Raw genomic sequence first — 17,961 nt, forward strand, 5'->3', positions numbered from 1 at the left:
ACATCAACTTTTCTGATACACCGCATCGCGAGCAAGCTCGCTCCTACAGGGTTTTGTGTGCACCACAAAGCCCTTGTGGGAGCGGGCTTGCCCGCGACAGCCATCTATCAGCCCACCCGATTCAAATCGTTATGCCGTGTCTCCTTCAGGCACAGCACCGCCAGCAGGCTCAGCACCGCTGCCCCCGACACATACCCGCCGACATAACTCAAACCGCCCATCGCCACCAGCTTCTGCGCGAAGAATGGTGCTGCCGAGGCGCCAACGATGCCGCCCAGGTTGTAGGCCGCTGATGCGCCGGTGTAGCGCACGTGGGTTGGAAACAGTTCCGGCAGCAACGCACCCATCGGGGCGAACGTGACGCCCATCAGAAACAGCTCGATGCACAGGAACAGTGCCACGCCCCAGGTCGAGCCCTGGGTCAGCAGCGGCTCCATCAGGAAACCGGACAGGATGGCCAGCACTGCGCCGATGATCAGGATCGGCTTGCGCCCATAACGATCGCTGGCCCAGGCCGACAGCGGGGTAGCGGCGGCCATGAACAGCACGGCAAAGCACAGCAGGCCGAGGAAGGTTTCGCGGGTGTAGCCCAGCGTCGATACGCCGTAACTCAGGGAAAACACGGTTGAGATGTAGAACAGCGCGTAGCACACCACCATCGCGCCGGCCCCGAGCAATACGGGCACCCAGTACTGGCTGAACAGCTCGATCACTGGCATCTTCACTCGCTCCTGGCGCGCCATGGCATTGGCGAACACCGGGGTTTCGTGCAGTTTCAGGCGTACGTACAGGCCGACCATCACGAGCGCGGCGCTGAGGAGGAATGGAATACGCCAGCCCCACGAGCGGAATTGCTCGTCATTCAGAACCATCGCCAACGTCAGGAACAGGCCGTTGGCAGCCAGGAAGCCAATCGAAGGCCCCAGTTGCGGAAACATGCCGAACCAGGCGCGTTTGCCCTTGGGAGCATTTTCTGTCGCCAGCAGCGCTGCACCGCCCCATTCGCCGCCCAGTCCCAGCCCCTGGCCAAAACGCAGCACACACAGCAGGATCGGCGCCCACGCACCAATGCTGTCGTAACCGGGCAGCACGCCGATCAGCGTGGTACAGACGCCCATCAGCAGCAGCGAGGCGACGAGCGTCGACTTGCGCCCGATGCGGTCACCAAAGTGCCCAAACAGCGCCGAACCCAACGGACGCGCCAGGAACGCGATGCCAAAGGTCAGGAACGCCGAGAGCATCTGTGCGGTGCCGGAGGTCTGCGGGAAGAACACCGGGCCGATCACAAGCGCGGCGGCCGTGGCATACACATAGAAATCATAGAACTCGATGGCGGTGCCAATGAAGCTGGCAGTGGCCACGCGGGTGGCGGAGTTTGCCGGTTGTTCAGGCGTGGTTTCGCTAAAAGTCGTGCTGGTCGTCATGCAGAAGTCCCTGACAGTCATGTGCTCCAGTGGAGCGAATTATTATGTTCGAACACCCAGGGATGTGGGTTTGCAACAGGGTGCGGGTAGCACGGGTAAGGCGGGGCTTGGGTAAGCGTGGCTTGATTATAGGAAGTCGGCTAACGATTGAACAAGGACAAACCGGGGTGGGAAAGGTCGGATTCTGCGAGGGTTACAGAGTGACGGGAGCGGCGCTGGTGTGCCAGATCAGGACGCGGGTCACGCGGTTGTCTTCTGTTTCAAGGATCTCAAGGCGATAACGCCCGATTTTCAGACACACTGGGCTGTCCGGGATGGTCTCCAGCGCTTCGGTGACCAGACCGTTGAGTGTCTTTGGGCCGTCGCTGGGCAGGTGCCAGCCGAGGCTCTTGTTCAGCTCACGGATCGACGCGGCGCCATCAACCACCAGGCGCCCGTCGGCTTGGGGGTGGATGTGCGGGTTATCCAGGCTGTGCTGGCTTTCGAACTCGCCGACGATTTCTTCGAGAATGTCTTCCAGGGTGACGATGCCGAGCACTTCGCCGTACTCGTCCACCACCATGCCCAGGCGCCGTTGCTGCTTGTGGAAATTCAGCAATTGCAGCTGCAGTGGCGTGCTCTCGGGGACGAAGTAGGGCTCGTGACAGGCCGCCAGCAGTGCTTCGCGGGTCAGATTGCCTTCGGGCAGCAGGTGGCGGATCTGCCGGGTGTTAAGGACTGCCTCGACCTGATTGATGTCACTGTGGAACACAGGCAGGCGCGTGCGCCGGTTGGCGCGCAGCTGCTCGATGATTTCTTCGATGGAGTCGTCCAGGTTGATGCCGTCGACATCACTGCGTGGCACCAGAATGTCGTTGACCGTAATATTGTCCAGTGCATGGATACCCGGCAGCGGGTGCGGGCGACATACCGGGCTTTCCTGGTCATCGTGGCGATCTTGCGGTGTTTCGTCGTCGCTCTGCTGCACCACCTTGGCTTTGCGCGCGAACGGTCGCGTCAGCAACTGACTGAGGCCATTGAGCAGCCAGGCAGCAGGGTAGATGATTTTCAGAGGCACGCCCAGCAGGGTATTGCCCACGGAAAGGATCGCGTCCGGATAGCGCGCCGCAAGGGTGCGAGGCAGGTAGTCGGCGAATACCAGCAGGACCGCGGTCGCGGCGAGGCAGGCGGCCCATGGGCCGTTTTCGGCCCAGGTGAAAATCGCCAGCAGGGTGCTGATGACCACCACCAGCGCCCGGCACAGGGTGTTGCAGAGGATCAGGCTGGGCAGCGGGAAACTCAGTTTCGCCACCGGCTTGTCGCTGGAGCGCGATGCGGTTCGCTGGGCCAGCAGATGCTGTTGCGCGGCTTCGATGGCGGTAAAGAGGCCCGACCATAAAATCAGCAGGGCCACTACGGCGAGCATCGGTCCTATGGGCAAGTCGTCCATTAATGCCGCCTGTCAGATGTGCAGGATGTATTCACGGACCAGCTTGCTGCCGAAATACGCCAGCATCAGCAGGCAGAAGCCGGCCAGGGTCCAGCGAATCGCCTTGTGTCCGCGCCAGCCGAGGCGATTGCGACCCCAGAGCAGCACGCTGAACACGACCCAGGCCAGGCACGCCAGCAGGGTTTTGTGCACCAGGTGTTGGGCGAACAGGTTCTCGACGAACAGCCACCCCGAAATCAGCGACAGCGATAACAAGGTCCAGCCGGCCCACAGGAAGCCGAACAGCAGGCTTTCCATGGTTTGCAGCGGTGGGAAATTCTTGATCAACCCGGACGGATGCTTGTGCTTGAGCTGATGGTCCTGAACCAGCAGCAGCAAGGCTTGGAACACCGCGATGGTGAACATGCCGTAGGCCAGGATCGACAACAGGATGTGCGCGAGAATGCCTGGCTCTTCGTCGATGATTTGTACCGTGCCGGCGGGAGCGAACTGCGCGAGCAGCACCGTCGCTGCGCCCAGGGGGAACAGCAATATCAGCAGGTTTTCCACCGGAATGCGTGAGCATGCCAGCAGGGTCAAGGCAATGACGGCGGCTGCGATCAGGCTCGCGGCGCTGAAAAAGTCCAGGCCCAGGCCGATTGGCGTCAACAGGTGAGTGAACAGGCTGGCGCTGTGAGCCAGGACCGCCAGCACGCCGAGCGTGACCAGCAGCCGCTTGTTCGCCTTGGCGCCGGAGGCCAGGCGAGTGCCCTGATAGATAGTCGCAGCGGCATACAAGCAGGCGGCGGCGAGTGTAGTGAGCAAACTGGGTGACAAGGGGAGCATAAGTCCTGTTAGGCAAGCCCGAAAGGCGCTGAGTTTGGCATAGAACCCCTACGGCACGAAAGTGCGAGGTGTGCGCCAGACGCAGTCTTCGCTATAATCCGCGACCTGCCCACGCCGCAGGCTCATCGAGCACCTGTTTTTCCCGCTCTGGGCCGCCATTATCCCGGTCTGTACAGGGCCTGAAAGGATCGCGCAATGTTTGAAAACCTAACTGACCGTCTCTCGCAGACGCTGCGCCATGTCACCGGCAAGGCCAAGCTGACCGAGGACAACATTAAAGACACCCTGCGCGAAGTGCGCATGGCGTTGCTCGAAGCCGACGTTGCCTTGCCGGTGGTGAAGGACTTCGTCAATTCGGTCAAGGAGCGTGCTGTCGGCACCGAGGTGTCGCGCAGCCTGACGCCGGGCCAGGCCTTCGTGAAGATCGTCCAGGCCGAACTCGAAAGCCTGATGGGCGCGGCCAACGAAGACCTCAACCTGAGTGCCGTCCCGCCTGCCATCGTATTAATGGCTGGTTTGCAGGGTGCCGGTAAAACCACAACGGCCGGCAAACTCGCGCGCTTCCTCAAAGAGCGCAAGAAAAAGTCGGTGATGGTGGTATCCGCGGACGTTTACCGTCCGGCGGCAATCAAGCAACTGGAAACCCTGGCCAACGACATCGGCGTGACGTTCTTCCCGTCAGACCTGAGCCAGAAGCCAGTCGAAATCGCCCAGGCTGCTATTAAAGAAGCCAAGCTGAAATTCATCGACGTGGTCATCGTCGATACCGCCGGTCGCCTGCACATCGACGAAGAGATGATGGGCGAGATCAAGGCCCTGCATGCGGCGGTCAATCCGGTCGAGACCCTGTTCGTGGTCGACGCGATGACTGGCCAGGATGCCGCCAACACGGCCAAGGCCTTCGGCGATGCATTGCCGCTGACCGGTGTGATCCTGACCAAGGTCGACGGCGATGCCCGTGGAGGTGCGGCGCTGTCGGTGCGCTCCATCACCGGCAAGCCGATCAAGTTCATCGGTATGGGCGAGAAGAGCGAAGCGCTCGAGCCGTTCCACCCTGAGCGTATCGCGTCGCGCATCCTCGGCATGGGGGACGTGCTCAGTCTGATCGAGCAGGCGGAAGCCACTCTCGACAAGGACAAGGCCGACAAACTGGCCAAGAAACTGAAGAAGGGCAAGGGCTTCGACCTCGAAGACTTCCGCGATCAGCTGCAACAGATGAAGAACATGGGCGGCCTCGGCGGCCTCATGGACAAACTGCCCAGCATCGGTGGCGTCAACCTGGCGCAGATGGGCAACGCCCAGACGGCGGCCGAGAAGCAATTCAAGCAGATGGAAGCCATCATCAACTCCATGACCCCGGCCGAGCGCCGCGACCCCGAGCTGATCAGCGGTTCGCGCAAGCGCCGCATCGCCATGGGTTCCGGCACTCAGGTGCAGGACATCGGTCGCTTGATCAAGCAGCACAAGCAGATGCAGAAGATGATGAAGAAGTTTTCTGCAAAAGGTGGGATGGCCAAGATGATGCGCGGCATGGGCGGCATGTTGCCCGGCGGCGGCATGCCAAAAATGTAAAGAATTCGCGCCGGCAGTCATGTCGGCGCTGATCCACAGAAATGTGGGACAAACGGTAAACCCGCACTTGGCGGGAGCCGACAGGCCGTTTTCAACGACGGCTCTATAGCAAATCTGCATGGCGTCCGATAGGCCGCCGGAAAAAGTCATTTGCAAAAGTCCGGATATTCCTTAGAATATGCGGCCTTTCGGGCAGCCATGCCCGCTGTGCCTTTAGATTTGCAGCACCGACTACAGGAACGATGTTCACATGCTAACAATCCGTCTTGCCCTTGGCGGCTCCAAAAAGCGCCCGTTTTACCACCTGACCGTAACCGACAGCCGCAACCCGCGCGACGGTTCGCACAAGGAACAGGTTGGTTTCTTCAACCCTGTTGCTCGTGGTCAGGAAGTCCGTCTGTCCGTGAACCAAGAGCGCGTTGCCTACTGGCTGAGCGTTGGTGCACAACCTTCTGAGCGTGTTGCTCAGTTGCTGAAGGACGCTGCTAAGGCTGCGGCCTGAGCAATATGAACGCGACGCCAGCCATTGCTGATGATTTGATCGTTATTGGCAAGATTTATTCTGTTCACGGCGTTCGCGGCGAAGTGAAGGTGTATTCCTTTACTGATCCAACAGAAAACCTGTTGCAGTACAAAACCTGGACGCTCAAGCGCGAAGGCAGTGTGAAACAGGTAGAGCTGGTCAGTGGACGCGGGAACGACAAGTTCCTGGTCGCGAAGCTCAAGGGCCTTGATGATCGAGAAGAAGCACGTCTTCTGGCCGGTTATGAGATCTGCGTGCCGCGTAACCTGTTCCCTGAATTGACCGACGGCGAGTACTACTGGTACCAGCTGGAAGGTCTGAAGGTCATCGATCAACTGGGGCAATTGCTCGGTAAGGTCGATCATCTTCTGGAAACCGGCGCCAATGATGTAATGGTGGTCAAGCCTTGCGCTGGCAGCCTGGATGATCGCGAACGCCTGTTGCCGTATACCGAGCAATGCGTGTTGGCCATCGACCTGGGTGCAGGCGAGATGAAGGTGGAATGGGATGCGGATTTCTAAGCGTGGCTAACTTGCGCGTAGAAGTGATCAGTTTGTTTCCCGAGATGTTTTCCGCCATCAGCGAGTACGGCATCACCAGTCGGGCGGTGAAACAGGGGCTCTTGCAGCTCACCTGTTGGAATCCGCGGGACTACACGACGGATCGACATCACACTGTGGATGATCGCCCATTTGGCGGTGGTCCGGGCATGGTGATGAAGATCAAGCCCCTGGAAGATGCTCTGGTTCAGGCCAAGGCAGCGGCCGGGGAGGCGGCGAAGGTGATTTACCTGTCCCCCCAAGGCCGTCAACTGACTCAGTCGGCGGTACGCGAGTTGGCGAATCTGGATGGATTGATCCTGATTGCCGGTCGCTATGAAGGCATCGACGAGCGTTTTATTGAGGCTCATGTCGATGAAGAGTGGTCGATTGGCGACTATGTACTGTCTGGCGGCGAGCTGCCGGCGATGGTCCTGATCGATGCGGTTACACGACTGCTGCCTGGAGCTTTAGGGCATGCGGACTCCGCCGAGGAAGATTCCTTTACGGATGGTTTGCTGGATTGCCCGCACTACACCCGACCTGAGGTGTATGCGGATCAGCGTGTTCCCGACGTGTTGCTAAGTGGCAATCACGCGCACATCCGGCGTTGGCGTTTACAGCAGTCCCTTGGTCGGACCTATGAACGACGCGCCGATCTTCTGGAAAGCCGCTCGCTTTCTGGAGAAGAGAAGAAGCTGCTCGAGGAATATCTCCGCGAGCGGGACGATAGTTAACAACGTATCGATGGTAAATCCGACGATTTACCTTAGGAGCACAGCATGACTAACAAAATCATCCTTGCACTCGAAGCAGAGCAGATGACCAAAGAGATCCCTACCTTTGCCCCGGGCGACACCATTGTCGTTCAGGTAAAAGTAAAGGAAGGCGACCGTTCGCGTCTGCAAGCGTTCGAAGGTGTTGTTATCGCCAAGCGTAACCGCGGCGTCAACAGTGCATTCACCGTTCGTAAAATCTCCAACGGTGTTGGCGTAGAGCGTACTTTCCAGACCTACAGCCCGCAGATCGACAGCATGGCTGTCAAGCGTCGCGGTGACGTACGTAAAGCCAAGCTGTACTACCTGCGCGACCTGTCGGGTAAAGCAGCTCGCATCAAGGAAAAACTGGCTTAAGTCCAGCTTCCGATGCAGAAAAAAGCAGCCTACGGGCTGCTTTTTTGTTGCCCGCGATTTATCTTTTCAGGCCGCCCTGCCGCCGAGTTTTTATGCCTGCCATCGATCATCCACTGATAGACCAGTTTCTCGATGCGTTGTGGCTGGAGAAAGGTCTTTCCGACAACACCCGTGACGCCTATCGCAGCGATCTGGCGCTGTTCAATGGCTGGTTGCAGGACAGGGACCTTGAGTTGATCAATGCCGGTCGTGAGTTGATCCTCGATCACCTGGCCTGGCGCCTTGAACAAAACTATAAGCCGCGCTCTACCGCCCGCTTTCTCTCCGGTGTGCGGGGTTTCTATCGCTATTTGCTGCGGGAAAAGTTGATCGCCGTCGATCCAACCCTGCGCGTGGATATGCCACAGTTGGGCAGACCGTTGCCCAAGTCCCTCTCGGAAGCGGACGTTGAAGCGCTATTAAAGGCGCCGGACCTGAGCGAAGCCATCGGCCAGCGTGATCGCGCCATGCTCGAAGTGCTTTACGCCTGTGGTTTGCGGGTGACAGAGCTGATCAGCCTGACGCTGGAGCAGGTCAACCTGCGCCAGGGCGTGCTGCGAGTCATGGGCAAAGGTAGCAAGGAACGACTGGTGCCCATGGGCGAGGAAGCGATTGTCTGGGTCGAGCGTTACATGCGCGATGGCCGTGGCGAGTTGCTCGGCGGGCGTCCCAGCGACGTGCTGTTTCCCAGCCAGCGCGGCGAGCAGATGACCCGGCAGACGTTCTGGCACCGCATCAAGCATCAGGCCAAGGTCGCCGGGATCGGCAAATCGCTGTCACCGCACACCTTGCGTCATGCCTTCGCCACGCATTTGCTCAACCACGGCGCGGACCTGCGGGTGGTGCAGATGCTATTGGGTCACAGCGACCTGTCGACCACGCAGATCTACACTCACGTCGCCCGGGCGCGGTTGCAGGATTTGCATGCCAAGCACCATCCGCGCGGGTGAGCGCTGATCCCCTGTGGGAGCGAGCTTGCTCGCGAATACGGTTTATCATTCAACACCTGCGTTGACTGACCCACCACATTCGCGAGCAAGCCCGCTCCCACAGTTGGCAGTCCCACCCGTACCCTCGCGCACCAACACCTTGCATCACCGGCATTCGGCCCCACGAGCCTTACTGTGGTAGGCTTTGCCGGTTTGCACGATGGGCGATTATGACCCGGTGTTTCGGCACGGGCGTTCTGATCGTCCCATTTGTCCGCCCTCAGGAGTTCTCATGCGTCTGACCCAGATTATCGCCGCCGCAGCCATTGCGTTGGTCAGCACCTTTGCCGTCGCCGATGACGCGGCTGACAAAGCCATCCGTAAAAGCCTCGAAAATCTTCAACTTGAGGTGCCGGTAGAAAGCATCTCCGCCAGCCCGTTGCCCGGCCTGTACGAAGTCAAGCTCAAGGGCAGTCGCGTGCTCTACGCCAGCGCCGACGGCCAATACGTGGTGCAGGGCTACATGTTCGATCTCAAGGGCGGCAAGCCGGTCAACCTGACCGAGAAGGCCGAGCGCGTGGGCATCTCCAAGCTGATCAACGACATTCCGGTGGCTGAAACCGTGGTCTACCCGGCCATTGGCGAAACCAAATCGCACATCACCGTGTTCACCGACACCACCTGTCCGTACTGCCATAAACTGCATGCCGAAGTGCCTGAGCTGAACAAGCGCGGCATCGAAGTGCGCTACGTCGCGTTCCCGCGCCAGGGCCTGGGTTCGCCAGGTGACGAGCAGTTGCAAGCGGTCTGGTGTTCGAAAGACAAAAAAGCGGCCATGGACAAAATGGTCGATGGCAAGGAAATCAAGGCCGCCAAGTGCGATAACCCGGTTTCCAAGCAGTTCGCCCTCGGCCAGTCGATTGGTGTGAACGGCACGCCGGCCATCGTTTTGGCCGACGGTCAGGTCATTCCGGGCTACCAGCCTGCGCCCCAAGTTGCCAAACTGGCGCTGGGCGCGAAGTAATTTCGCATCGTCAGGGCAAGCCCTGGCGATCATGGCCCGGCGGCAGCATTGCCGGGCCATCAATAGAGAGCCGCGAACCTGCGGCTGTTTTCACGGCCGGCCTCGTGTCGGCCGTTTTATGGGGAGTTCACAGTGAAACCGGTCAAAGTAGGCATCTGTGGGTTAGGGACCGTCGGTGGCGGAACCTTCAACGTACTTCAGCGCAACGCCGAGGAAATTGCTCGCCGTGCCGGGCGTGGGATCGAAGTGGCACAAATTGCCATTCGCACGCCAAAGCCTCAGTTCCAAACGACCGGTATTGCGATTACCACCGATGTCTTCGATGTGGCCACGAACCCAGAGATCGACATCGTCATAGAGCTGATGGGCGGCTATACCGTTGCCCGCGAGCTGGTACTCAAGGCCATCGAGAATGGCAAGCATGTGGTCACCGCGAACAAGGCGCTTATCGCTGTTCACGGTAATGAGATTTTTGCCAAGGCGCGTGAAAAGGGCGTGATCGTTGCGTTCGAAGCCGCCGTGGCCGGTGGTATTCCGGTGATCAAGGCGATCCGTGAGGGCCTGTCCGCCAACCGCATCAACTGGGTGGCGGGCATCATCAACGGCACCGGTAACTTCATCCTGACGGAAATGCGCGAGAAGGGTCGTACCTTCGAAGACGTGCTGGTCGAGGCCCAGGCATTGGGTTACGCCGAAGCGGATCCGACCTTCGACGTGGAAGGTATCGATGCGGCGCACAAACTGACGATCCTGGCATCCATCGCGTTCGGTATCCCGCTGCAATTCGACAAGGCCTACACCGAAGGCATCACCAAGCTGACCACCGCCGACGTGAACTACGCCGAAGCGCTGGGCTATCGCATCAAGCACCTGGGTGTGGCGCGCAGCACCGCGGCCGGTATCGAGCTGCGTGTGCACCCGACGTTGATCCCGGCTGATCGTTTGATCGCCAACGTCAACGGCGTGATGAACGCGGTGATGGTCAACGGTGACGCTGCCGGGTCGACCCTGTTCTACGGCGCTGGCGCCGGTATGGAGCCGACCGCTTCGTCGGTGATTGCGGACCTGGTGGACGTGGTTCGCGCCATGACCTCCGATCCGGAAAACCGTGTGCCGCACCTGGCTTTCCAGCCGGATTCGCTGTCGGCCCACCCGATCCTGCCGATCGAAGCCTGCGAAAGCGCCTACTACCTGCGCATTCAGGCCAAGGATCACCCGGGCGTATTGGCCCAGGTGGCGAGCATCCTGTCGGAGCGTGGTATCAACATCGAATCGATCATGCAGAAGGAAGTCGAAGAGCATGACGGCCTGGTGCCGATGATCCTGCTGACCCACCGCGTGTTGGAGCAGCACATCAACGATGCCATCCAGGCACTGGAAGCGCTTCAGGGCGTGGTTGGGCCGGTGGTCCGGATTCGTGTCGAACATTTGAATTAATACAGCAGCGGCGAGCTGCAAGCGGCAAGCTACAAGTAAGAGCAGGATCGCTTTTTACTTGCAGCTTGTAACTTGCAGCTCACAGCTCAAACCAAAGGTTTGCCCCCATGCGCTACATCAGTACCCGCGGCCAGGCACCGGCCCTGAATTTCGAAGACGTCCTGCTGGCTGGCCTGGCCACCGACGGCGGTCTGTACGTCCCGGAAAACCTGCCACGTTTCACCCAGGAGGAAATCGCTTCCTGGGCCGGCCTGCCTTATCACGAGCTGGCCTTCCGGATCATGCGCCCGTTTGTCACCGGCAGCATCCCGGACGCCGATTTCAAGAAAATCCTCGAAGAAACCTACGGCGTCTTCGCCCACAACGCCGTTGCGCCGCTTCGTCAGTTGAACGGCAACGAGTGGGTGCTTGAGCTGTTCCACGGCCCGACCCTTGCGTTCAAGGACTTCGCCCTGCAACTGCTTGGCCGCCTGCTTGACTACGTGCTGGAAAAGCGCGGTGAGCGCGTGGTAATCGTGGGTGCGACATCCGGCGACACCGGTTCGGCCGCCATCGAAGGCTGCAAGCACTGCGAAAACGTGGACATCTTCATCCTGCATCCGCACAACCGCGTATCGGAAGTGCAACGTCGGCAGATGACCACGATTTTCGGCGAGAACATCCACAACATCGCCATCGAAGGCAACTTCGACGACTGCCAGGAAATGGTCAAGGCCAGCTTCGCAGACCAGAGTTTCCTCAAGGGCACTCGCCTGGTGGCTGTAAACTCGATCAACTGGGCGCGGATCATGGCCCAGATCGTCTACTACTTCCACGCCTCCCTGCAGTTGGGTGGCCCGGCGCGTTCAGTGTCGTTCTCGGTGCCGACCGGCAACTTCGGTGACATCTTCGCCGGTTACCTGGCCCGCAACATGGGCCTGCCGATCAACCAGTTGATCGTCGCCACCAACCGCAACGACATCCTGCACCGCTTCATGAGCGGCAACCAGTACGTCAAGGAAACCCTGCACGCCACGCTGTCGCCGTCGATGGACATCATGGTGTCGTCGAACTTCGAACGCCTGCTGTTCGACCTGCACGGTCGCAATGGCGCGGCCATTGCCGGTTTGATGGACAGTTTCAAGCAGGGCGGTGGTTTCTCCGTCGAGCAAGAGCGCTGGACCGAAGCCCGCAAGCTGTTCGACTCGCTGGCCGTGGATGACGCACAAACCTGCGAAACCATTGCGCAGGTGTTCGAGCAGACCGGCGAAGTGCTGGACCCGCACACCGCCATCGGTGTCAGGGCAGCCCGCGAATGCCGCCGCAGCCTGGACATCCCGATGGTGATCCTGGGCACCGCCCACCCGGTCAAATTCCCCGATGCAGTGGAGAAGGCCGGCGTTGGCAAGGCTTTGGCACTGCCGGCGCACCTGACCGACCTGTTCGAGCGCGATGAGCGTTGCACGGTGCTGCCGAACGACCTGAAGGCTGTACAGAACTTCGTCAGCCAACACGGTAATCGCGGCAAGCCGTTGTAAACCCCTTCTTCCCGGGTATTGCCGTTCCTGTGGGAGCGGGCTTGCCCGCGATAGCGTAGGGTCAGACAGCACTGATGCCGACTGACCCTACGCTATCGCGGGCAAGCCCGCTCCCACATGTTTATAGGTCGACCCGCAGGGCGGGGCACTCCACTCGACCCGACCAACGCCCCCCCGCTGTTTTTTCCCTGTCATCTTCGCCATGCATCCTCCATAGACCAGAGACGCCCCCGCGCTCTGCATCCCGAACTTTCTTCTCGTGCCGGCGGTCATTAACTTTAGACACGCCCCTGGCACTTCGTTTTCGGACTATTGAGTGGTGATCGAGATGGAAAGTATCTGCCTATTGCTCGGTGAGGCGCTGAGCCCGTATCAAGTGACGTTGACCCCGTCCGGTGCCCATGGCGAATGCCTGGTGACATTGAAGGGCACGAGCGGCGCCATCGTGGTTGAACGGGAATTCAATCAGGCCCAATTGACCGACAAGCGTCTTCTCACCGATGTGGTCGACGGCTTGCACCGTGACCTGATGATTGCCGAAGGGCGCCTGGAACCCTGCGTGATTGCGGCCTTGCGCAATGCCGCGCAGGGCAAGCTGGCGGCCCACCTGTAAGTGAATTTTATTTCACGGGAACCTTCCCGGCCCAGGGTCAGTCAGAGCATGTAGCAGCAGGATCAAGCATTGTGCTCCGGTGCTTGGCGCTTGCTGCTACTGGTCTTGATACAGACCACGTTTAATCCCGAGTCGTCTCCCCACTTCTCGGGGTTTCTTTTGCCTGCGATTTTTCACGGCCGGCCTTGTTCTTCGAAGTATCGCCTGGACTCCTCCAGGTAAGTGCCGCGACTTTCCGGGTCCAGCCAGGCAGCGTAGGCGTCGGTGACCGTCTTGTGAGGCAGTTTGCGCAATAACTGGTTGATCTCGACGATGGCCTGCCGACCTTTCGGCGTGTCGGTGCAGCCAATGTAGCCCGACAGGTACTTCTCGGCGCCGAGAATCGGGTAGAACTGCAATTCGTCCTCGCTGATTCCCTGTTGCTCGGCCTGATAGCGGATTTCCGGGCGGTAGCCCAACAGGAAGCGCAAGCGGCCCAGGCGCTGCATTTGCAGAAGGCTGCCCAAGGCGTCGTTGCCATAGTGTGCGGTGAGTGACCGGGCGGGTGCCTGTTTGAGCAGGGCATCGAGAAACACGCCGTAGTTGCGTTCGCCAATGACGCCCAGTTGTTCGCCGCTACTGCTCAACAACGCCGCCAGATCGACCTCGCCGTTCTGGATGTACGGCGCAATGATTTCATGGTCAACCCGGCGTACCGCCAGGCCGTTGCTCATGGCGCGAAACACCGGGAGGGAAAACGCAATCCAGCGCTCGCGCTCCTTGCTCCAGTTAAGGGCCGCATCGCACGTCAGGGACGGTTCGTGGAGCATTTGCAAGGCACGGGCGCGATTGACCCGCATCAATACATGCCGGTACTGCGGCATGTCAGTGGTCAAAAGGGGCAACAGTTGATCGATGACGCCCTGGCCCTTTTTGGGGCCTTCGAAAATCATCAGCGGCGGCAGGTCGCGCAACAGCCAGATCATGGTTTCCCTGGGTTGGGCCATGGTCGAAGCAACCGGGCTCGCGAGCAGGAACACCACTGTCCAGGCGCATACGACTTTTACCCCGCGCGTAACGGCGTGCGGGGTGAAAAGGGCAAGCGGACGCCTCAGCCTAGATAGCCCCGTCTTTACGCAGTTGTTCGATCTGTTCCTTGTCGTAGCCAAGATCGTTGAGTACCTGCACGTTGTGTTCGCCCAACTGCGGCCCGACCCATTGCGAAGTGCCAGGTGTATCAGAGAGTTTCGGCACGATTCCCGGCATCTTGAAATCTTTGCCATCAGGCAGTTTCGCCTGGAGGAACATCTCCCGCGCCAGGTACTGCGGATCCTTGAACATGTCCTCGGCGCTGAAGATCCGGCTGGCAGGAACTTCGGCCTGATTCAACCGCTCCATGACCGTCTGGAGCGGCAGCGAGTTGACCCAGCGGTCGATCACCCCGTACAGCTCGTCCCTGCGGCTGTCGCGTCCGTCGTTGCTGGCCAGTGTCGGATCATTGGCCAGATCCTCGCGGCCGATGATCAGCATGAAACGCTTGAAGATCGCATCGCCGTTGGCACCGATCTGCACGTGTTTGCCGTCGGCGCTCGTGTGGATCGACGAAGGCGTGATGCCGGGCATGATGTTGCCGGTACGCTCGCGGATAAAGCCAAACACGTCGAATTCCGGGACCATGCTTTCCATCATGGCAAAGATGGCTTCGTACAGGGCCACGTCCACGACCTGGCCCTGGCCGCCGTTGACCTCGCGATGACGCAGGGCCATCAACGCGCCGATCACGCCCCACAGCGCGGCAATCGAGTCGCCGATGGAGATCCCGGTGCGCACCGGTGGTCGGTCGTCGAAACCGGTGATGTAGCGCAGTCCACCCATGGATTCACCGACGGCGCCGAAACCCGGTTGATCCTTCATCGGGCCGGTCTGGCCGAAACCCGACAGGCGCACCATGACCAGTTTCGGGTTCAGCGCGTGCAAAACCTCCCAACCCAGGCCGAGTTTTTCCAGGACCCCGGGCCGAAAGTTTTCGATCAGGATGTCCGCTTCACCCAGCAGTTTTTTCAGGATCGCCAGGCCGTCCGGGTGTTTGAGGTTCAGGGTCACGGACTTCTTGTTACGTGCCTGGACGAACCACCAGAGCGAAGTGCCTTCATACAGCTTGCGCCATTTGCGCAACGGATCGCCGCCATCGGGGGATTCGATCTTGATCACTTCAGCACCAAACTCGCCGCAGATGCGCGAGGCAAACGGCCCGGCGATCAATGTCCCCAGTTCGATGACTTTCAAGCCCGAGAGCGGTTGGGTGGAGAACGACATGCAAGATCCTGTAGGGCAAGGCTGGCTGAAAGAGCGTTTTAGCACAGCCAGCCGTCCGGCGCGCAAGGTTGATGATCAGCAATTGGTTGATTGCTCGTCGCATCGGTTAAACTTGCCGCCTTTCCACGTATCAAGAAGCCCGTTCATGGCCCAGCCGTCCACGACCTACAAGTTTGAACTGAACCTTACCGACCTCGACCGCAACATCTACGAGTCGGTAAAGCAGACCATCGCCCGTCACCCGTCGGAAACCGAAGAGCGCATGGCTGTTCGCCTGCTGGCCTACGCCCTTTGGTACAACGAGCAACTGTCGTTTGGCCGTGGTCTGTCTGACGTTGATGAGCCCGCCCTGTGGGAAAAGAGCCTGGACGACCGCGTCCTGCACTGGATCGAAGTCGGCCAGCCGGACGTCGATCGCCTGACCTGGTGCTCGCGCCGTACCGAACGTACCAGCCTGCTGGCCTACGGTAGCCTACGGGTCTGGGAGGGCAAGGTGATTCCGGCGATCAAGAACCTGAAAAACGTGCACATCGCTGCGGTACCCCAGGACGTGCTGGAAACCCTGGCCCAGGACATGCCGCGCGTCATCAAGTGGGACGTGATGATCAGTGACGGCACGGTTTTCGTGACCGACGATCGCGGCCAGCACGAAGTCCAATTGCAGTGGCTGAGTGGCGAACGCGGCTGATTTTTCAGCGTATCGACCGGTTTTATCCTCCGTATTCAAGAGAAGCACCCGTTACCCCATGCGCATCGAACCTCGCCTGTTGCCTGAAACCCTGCCATTCCTCGGCGATCTGCCGCCATTGCTGACGCGCCTGTACGCGGCGAGGGGCGTGCAGAGCGAGGCTGAACTGGACAAGAGCCTGGCGCGGTTGATTCCGTTTGCGCAGCTCAAGGGGATCGACGCGGCCGTGGATTTGTTGGTGACGGCGCTTGAGCAGCGCCAGCGGATTCTGATCGTCGGTGACTTCGACGCGGACGGCGCCACCGCCAGCACCGTGGGCACGCTGGGCTTGCGCCTGCTGGGTGCGGCACATGTCGACTACTTGGTGCCGAATCGCTTCGAGTACGGCTACGGCCTGACCCCGGAAATCGTCGACGTGGCACTGACCCGCTCGCCACAGCTGCTGATCACGGTGGACAATGGCATCTCCAGCGTCGAAGGCGTGGCGGCGGCGAAGAAGGCGGGTCTCAAGGTACTGGTCACCGATCACCACTTGCCGGGCGATGAGTTGCCACTCGCCGATGCGATCGTCAACCCGAACCAGCCAGGGTGCAGCTTTGCGAGCAAGGCACTGGCCGGCGTCGGGGTGATTTTCTATGTGCTGATGGCCCTGCGTGCGCGCTTGCGCAGCCTCGGTTGGTACGACAACAAACCACAGCCGAACATCGGTGAGTTGCTTGATCTTGTGGCGCTGGGAAGCGTTGCCGACGTGGTGCCGCTGGACGCCAACAACCGGATTCTGGTGCACCAGGGCCTCGAGCGGATTCGCGCCGGGCGTGCGCGGCCAGGCATCAAGGCGATCCTTGAGGTGGCCAAGCGTGATCACACACGCATCACGTCCACGGACCTGGGCTTTATCGTGGGCCCGCGCCTGAATGCGGCGGGGCGCCTGGACGACATGAGCCTGGGCATCGAGTGCCTGCTCACCGACAGCACCGACCTGGCCCGGGAAATGGCCCTCCAGCTCGACGGCATGAACCAGGACCGCAAATCCATCGAACAGGGCATGCAGCGCGAGGCGATGGCCCAGCTCAAGGACCTGCCGATGGAATCGATGCCCTTCGGCCTCTGCCTGTTCGACCCCGAGTGGCACCAGGGGGTTATCGGCATTCTGGCATCGCGGATGAAAGAGCGTTATTTCCGCCCGACCATCGCCTTTGCCGATGCAGGCGATGGCCTGCTCAAGGGCTCGGGGCGTTCGGTCCAGGGCTTTCACATCCGTGATGCCTTGAGTGTGGTCGCGGCGCAGCATCCCAACCTGATCAGCAAGTACGGCGGTCATGCCATGGCGGCGGGCCTGACGCTGCCGGAAGCGAATTACCCCTTGTTCGCACAGGCCTTCGATGCCGAAGTGCGTCGGCAACTGCGTGAAGAAGACCTGACCGGGCGCCTGTTGTCAGACGGCACCCTCGCGGTCGAGGAGTTTCACCTCGAATTGGCCCGGGCCCTTCGCCACGCCGGTCCATGGGGCCAGCACTTCCCGGAGCCGGTGTTTCACGGGGTGTTTCAGTTGGTGGAGCAGCGCGTCGTCGGCGAGCGGCACCTCAAGGTGGTGCTGAAAAGCGAATGCGGCTCGGTGAAACTGGACGGCATCGCCTTCGGCATCGACCGCGACATCTGGCCGAACCCGACGATCAAATGGGTTGAACTGGCCTACAAGCTGGACCTCAACGAGTTTCGTGGCGTGGAAACCGTGCAGTTGATGATTGCGCACATCGAACCGCGTTAGCCCACAACCTTTCTTCTGTAGGAGCGAGCACGCTCGCGATGTTAGCCCAGACACCGCTGGCATCCAGACAGCCCGCAGTGTCTGGACTACCATCGCGAGCATGCTCGCTCCTACAGGGAAAGGGAGAGGCCAAACCGGCAGGAACCCCGCATTCCTCTCTGATGTCGACTAGGCTCTAAGCACTGCTTGATTGGCCTTGTGACGTC

Annotated in this window: 17 protein-coding genes; 12 read left to right on the forward strand and 5 right to left on the reverse strand. The window is 60.2% G+C overall.

Annotation, left to right across the window (positions count from 1 at the left end):
- Positions 1-107: 107 nt before the first annotated feature.
- The 3 genes from AB4N33_RS27060 to AB4N33_RS27070 all read right to left on the reverse strand — a co-directional run bounded on the left by AB4N33_RS27060 (position 108) and on the right by AB4N33_RS27070 (position 3,678).
- Positions 108-1,424 carry an MFS transporter gene (locus AB4N33_RS27060; protein WP_476458615.1) on the reverse strand — a complete coding sequence of 439 codons (1,317 nt, stop codon included), beginning with the start codon at positions 1,422-1,424 and terminating at the stop codon, positions 108-110.
- Positions 1,425-1,617: 193 nt separating this feature from the next.
- Complete coding sequence (locus AB4N33_RS27065) at positions 1,618-2,853, reverse strand: HlyC/CorC family transporter (RefSeq protein WP_476458616.1); 1,236 nt, start codon at positions 2,851-2,853, stop codon at positions 1,618-1,620.
- Between the two features lie 12 nt (positions 2,854-2,865).
- Positions 2,866-3,678, reverse strand: a complete 813-nt coding sequence (locus AB4N33_RS27070) for a cytochrome C assembly family protein (RefSeq protein WP_460121230.1) — start codon at positions 3,676-3,678, stop codon at positions 2,866-2,868.
- Positions 3,679-3,873: 195 nt separating this feature from the next.
- On the opposite strand from AB4N33_RS27070, the gene ffh reads away from it, so the two are divergent.
- The 10 genes from ffh (at position 3,874) to AB4N33_RS27120 (ending at position 13,004) form a co-directional block, all read left to right on the forward strand.
- Positions 3,874-5,250 (forward strand): signal recognition particle protein, encoded by a 1,377-nt coding sequence (gene ffh, locus AB4N33_RS27075; RefSeq protein ID WP_460121232.1) that lies wholly within the window; start codon positions 3,874-3,876, stop codon positions 5,248-5,250.
- A gap of 250 nt (positions 5,251-5,500) precedes the next feature.
- A complete protein-coding gene (rpsP, locus tag AB4N33_RS27080) occupies positions 5,501-5,752 on the forward strand; it encodes a 30S ribosomal protein S16 (protein WP_007944872.1) in 252 nt (83 codons plus the stop codon).
- A gap of 5 nt (positions 5,753-5,757) precedes the next feature.
- Positions 5,758-6,294 (forward strand): ribosome maturation factor RimM, encoded by a 537-nt coding sequence (gene rimM / locus AB4N33_RS27085; RefSeq protein WP_460121234.1) that lies wholly within the window; start codon positions 5,758-5,760, stop codon positions 6,292-6,294.
- A complete protein-coding gene (gene trmD / locus AB4N33_RS27090; RefSeq protein ID WP_460121236.1) occupies positions 6,276-7,049 on the forward strand; it encodes a tRNA (guanosine(37)-N1)-methyltransferase TrmD in 774 nt (257 codons plus the stop codon). The genes rimM and trmD overlap by 19 nt, the downstream gene beginning before the upstream one ends.
- 45 nt (positions 7,050-7,094) lie before the next feature.
- Entirely contained in the window at positions 7,095-7,445 is a 351-nt protein-coding gene (gene rplS / locus AB4N33_RS27095; protein ID WP_003175895.1) for a 50S ribosomal protein L19, read from the forward strand.
- A gap of 92 nt (positions 7,446-7,537) precedes the next feature.
- Positions 7,538-8,434 carry a site-specific tyrosine recombinase XerD gene (xerD, locus tag AB4N33_RS27100; RefSeq protein WP_476458617.1) on the forward strand — a complete coding sequence of 299 codons (897 nt, stop codon included), beginning with the start codon at positions 7,538-7,540 and terminating at the stop codon, positions 8,432-8,434.
- Positions 8,435-8,705: 271 nt separating this feature from the next.
- Entirely contained in the window at positions 8,706-9,437 is a 732-nt protein-coding gene (gene dsbC / locus AB4N33_RS27105) for a bifunctional protein-disulfide isomerase/oxidoreductase DsbC (RefSeq protein WP_460121240.1), read from the forward strand.
- Positions 9,438-9,569: 132 nt separating this feature from the next.
- Positions 9,570-10,874 (forward strand): homoserine dehydrogenase, encoded by a 1,305-nt coding sequence (locus tag AB4N33_RS27110; protein ID WP_460121242.1) that lies wholly within the window; start codon positions 9,570-9,572, stop codon positions 10,872-10,874.
- A gap of 107 nt (positions 10,875-10,981) precedes the next feature.
- Entirely contained in the window at positions 10,982-12,391 is a 1,410-nt protein-coding gene (thrC, locus tag AB4N33_RS27115) for a threonine synthase (RefSeq protein WP_460121244.1), read from the forward strand.
- Between the two features lie 328 nt (positions 12,392-12,719).
- On the forward strand, positions 12,720-13,004 hold the full coding sequence (locus AB4N33_RS27120; protein WP_460121246.1) for a DUF3509 domain-containing protein: 285 nt from the start codon (positions 12,720-12,722) through the stop codon (positions 13,002-13,004).
- A 173-nt stretch (positions 13,005-13,177) separates the two neighbouring features.
- Here AB4N33_RS27120 and AB4N33_RS27125 read toward each other — a convergent pair whose 3' ends face one another.
- A complete protein-coding gene (locus AB4N33_RS27125; RefSeq protein WP_460121247.1) occupies positions 13,178-14,026 on the reverse strand; it encodes a TIGR02285 family protein in 849 nt (282 codons plus the stop codon).
- A gap of 73 nt (positions 14,027-14,099) precedes the next feature.
- Positions 14,100-15,299 (reverse strand): CaiB/BaiF CoA transferase family protein, encoded by a 1,200-nt coding sequence (locus AB4N33_RS27130; protein WP_460121249.1) that lies wholly within the window; start codon positions 15,297-15,299, stop codon positions 14,100-14,102.
- A 145-nt stretch (positions 15,300-15,444) separates the two neighbouring features.
- Here AB4N33_RS27130 and AB4N33_RS27135 point away from each other — a divergent pair, with 145 nt between their 5' ends.
- Both AB4N33_RS27135 and recJ read left to right on the forward strand, forming a co-directional pair.
- Positions 15,445-15,987, forward strand: coding sequence for a YaeQ family protein (locus tag AB4N33_RS27135; RefSeq protein ID WP_460121251.1), 543 nt, complete (start codon positions 15,445-15,447; stop codon positions 15,985-15,987).
- Positions 15,988-16,045: 58 nt separating this feature from the next.
- Positions 16,046-17,755 carry a single-stranded-DNA-specific exonuclease RecJ gene (gene recJ / locus AB4N33_RS27140; protein ID WP_460121253.1) on the forward strand — a complete coding sequence of 570 codons (1,710 nt, stop codon included), beginning with the start codon at positions 16,046-16,048 and terminating at the stop codon, positions 17,753-17,755.
- The last annotated feature ends 206 nt before the right edge of the window (positions 17,756-17,961 follow it).

This window comes from Pseudomonas sp. S1_E05 (assembly GCF_056337105.1).

Excerpts from the sequence above, each read along its gene's own strand:
- AB4N33_RS27060 (WP_476458615.1), bottom strand. The coding sequence starts at position 1,424 with ATGACGACCAGCACGACTTTTAGCGAAACCACGCCTGAACAACCGGCA.
- AB4N33_RS27065 (WP_476458616.1), bottom strand. The coding sequence starts at position 2,853 with ATGGACGACTTGCCCATAGGACCGATGCTCGCCGTAGTGGCCCTGCTG.
- AB4N33_RS27070 (WP_460121230.1), bottom strand. The coding sequence starts at position 3,678 with ATGCTCCCCTTGTCACCCAGTTTGCTCACTACACTCGCCGCCGCCTGC.
- ffh (WP_460121232.1), top strand. The coding sequence starts at position 3,874 with ATGTTTGAAAACCTAACTGACCGTCTCTCGCAGACGCTGCGCCATGTC.
- rpsP (WP_007944872.1), top strand. The coding sequence starts at position 5,501 with ATGCTAACAATCCGTCTTGCCCTTGGCGGCTCCAAAAAGCGCCCGTTT.
- rimM (WP_460121234.1), top strand. The coding sequence starts at position 5,758 with ATGAACGCGACGCCAGCCATTGCTGATGATTTGATCGTTATTGGCAAG.
- trmD (WP_460121236.1), top strand. The coding sequence starts at position 6,276 with ATGGGATGCGGATTTCTAAGCGTGGCTAACTTGCGCGTAGAAGTGATC.
- rplS (WP_003175895.1), top strand. The coding sequence starts at position 7,095 with ATGACTAACAAAATCATCCTTGCACTCGAAGCAGAGCAGATGACCAAA.
- xerD (WP_476458617.1), top strand. The coding sequence starts at position 7,538 with ATGCCTGCCATCGATCATCCACTGATAGACCAGTTTCTCGATGCGTTG.
- dsbC (WP_460121240.1), top strand. The coding sequence starts at position 8,706 with ATGCGTCTGACCCAGATTATCGCCGCCGCAGCCATTGCGTTGGTCAGC.
- thrC (WP_460121244.1), top strand. The coding sequence starts at position 10,982 with ATGCGCTACATCAGTACCCGCGGCCAGGCACCGGCCCTGAATTTCGAA.
- AB4N33_RS27120 (WP_460121246.1), top strand. The coding sequence starts at position 12,720 with ATGGAAAGTATCTGCCTATTGCTCGGTGAGGCGCTGAGCCCGTATCAA.
- AB4N33_RS27130 (WP_460121249.1), bottom strand. The coding sequence starts at position 15,299 with ATGTCGTTCTCCACCCAACCGCTCTCGGGCTTGAAAGTCATCGAACTG.
- AB4N33_RS27135 (WP_460121251.1), top strand. The coding sequence starts at position 15,445 with ATGGCCCAGCCGTCCACGACCTACAAGTTTGAACTGAACCTTACCGAC.
- recJ (WP_460121253.1), top strand. The coding sequence starts at position 16,046 with ATGCGCATCGAACCTCGCCTGTTGCCTGAAACCCTGCCATTCCTCGGC.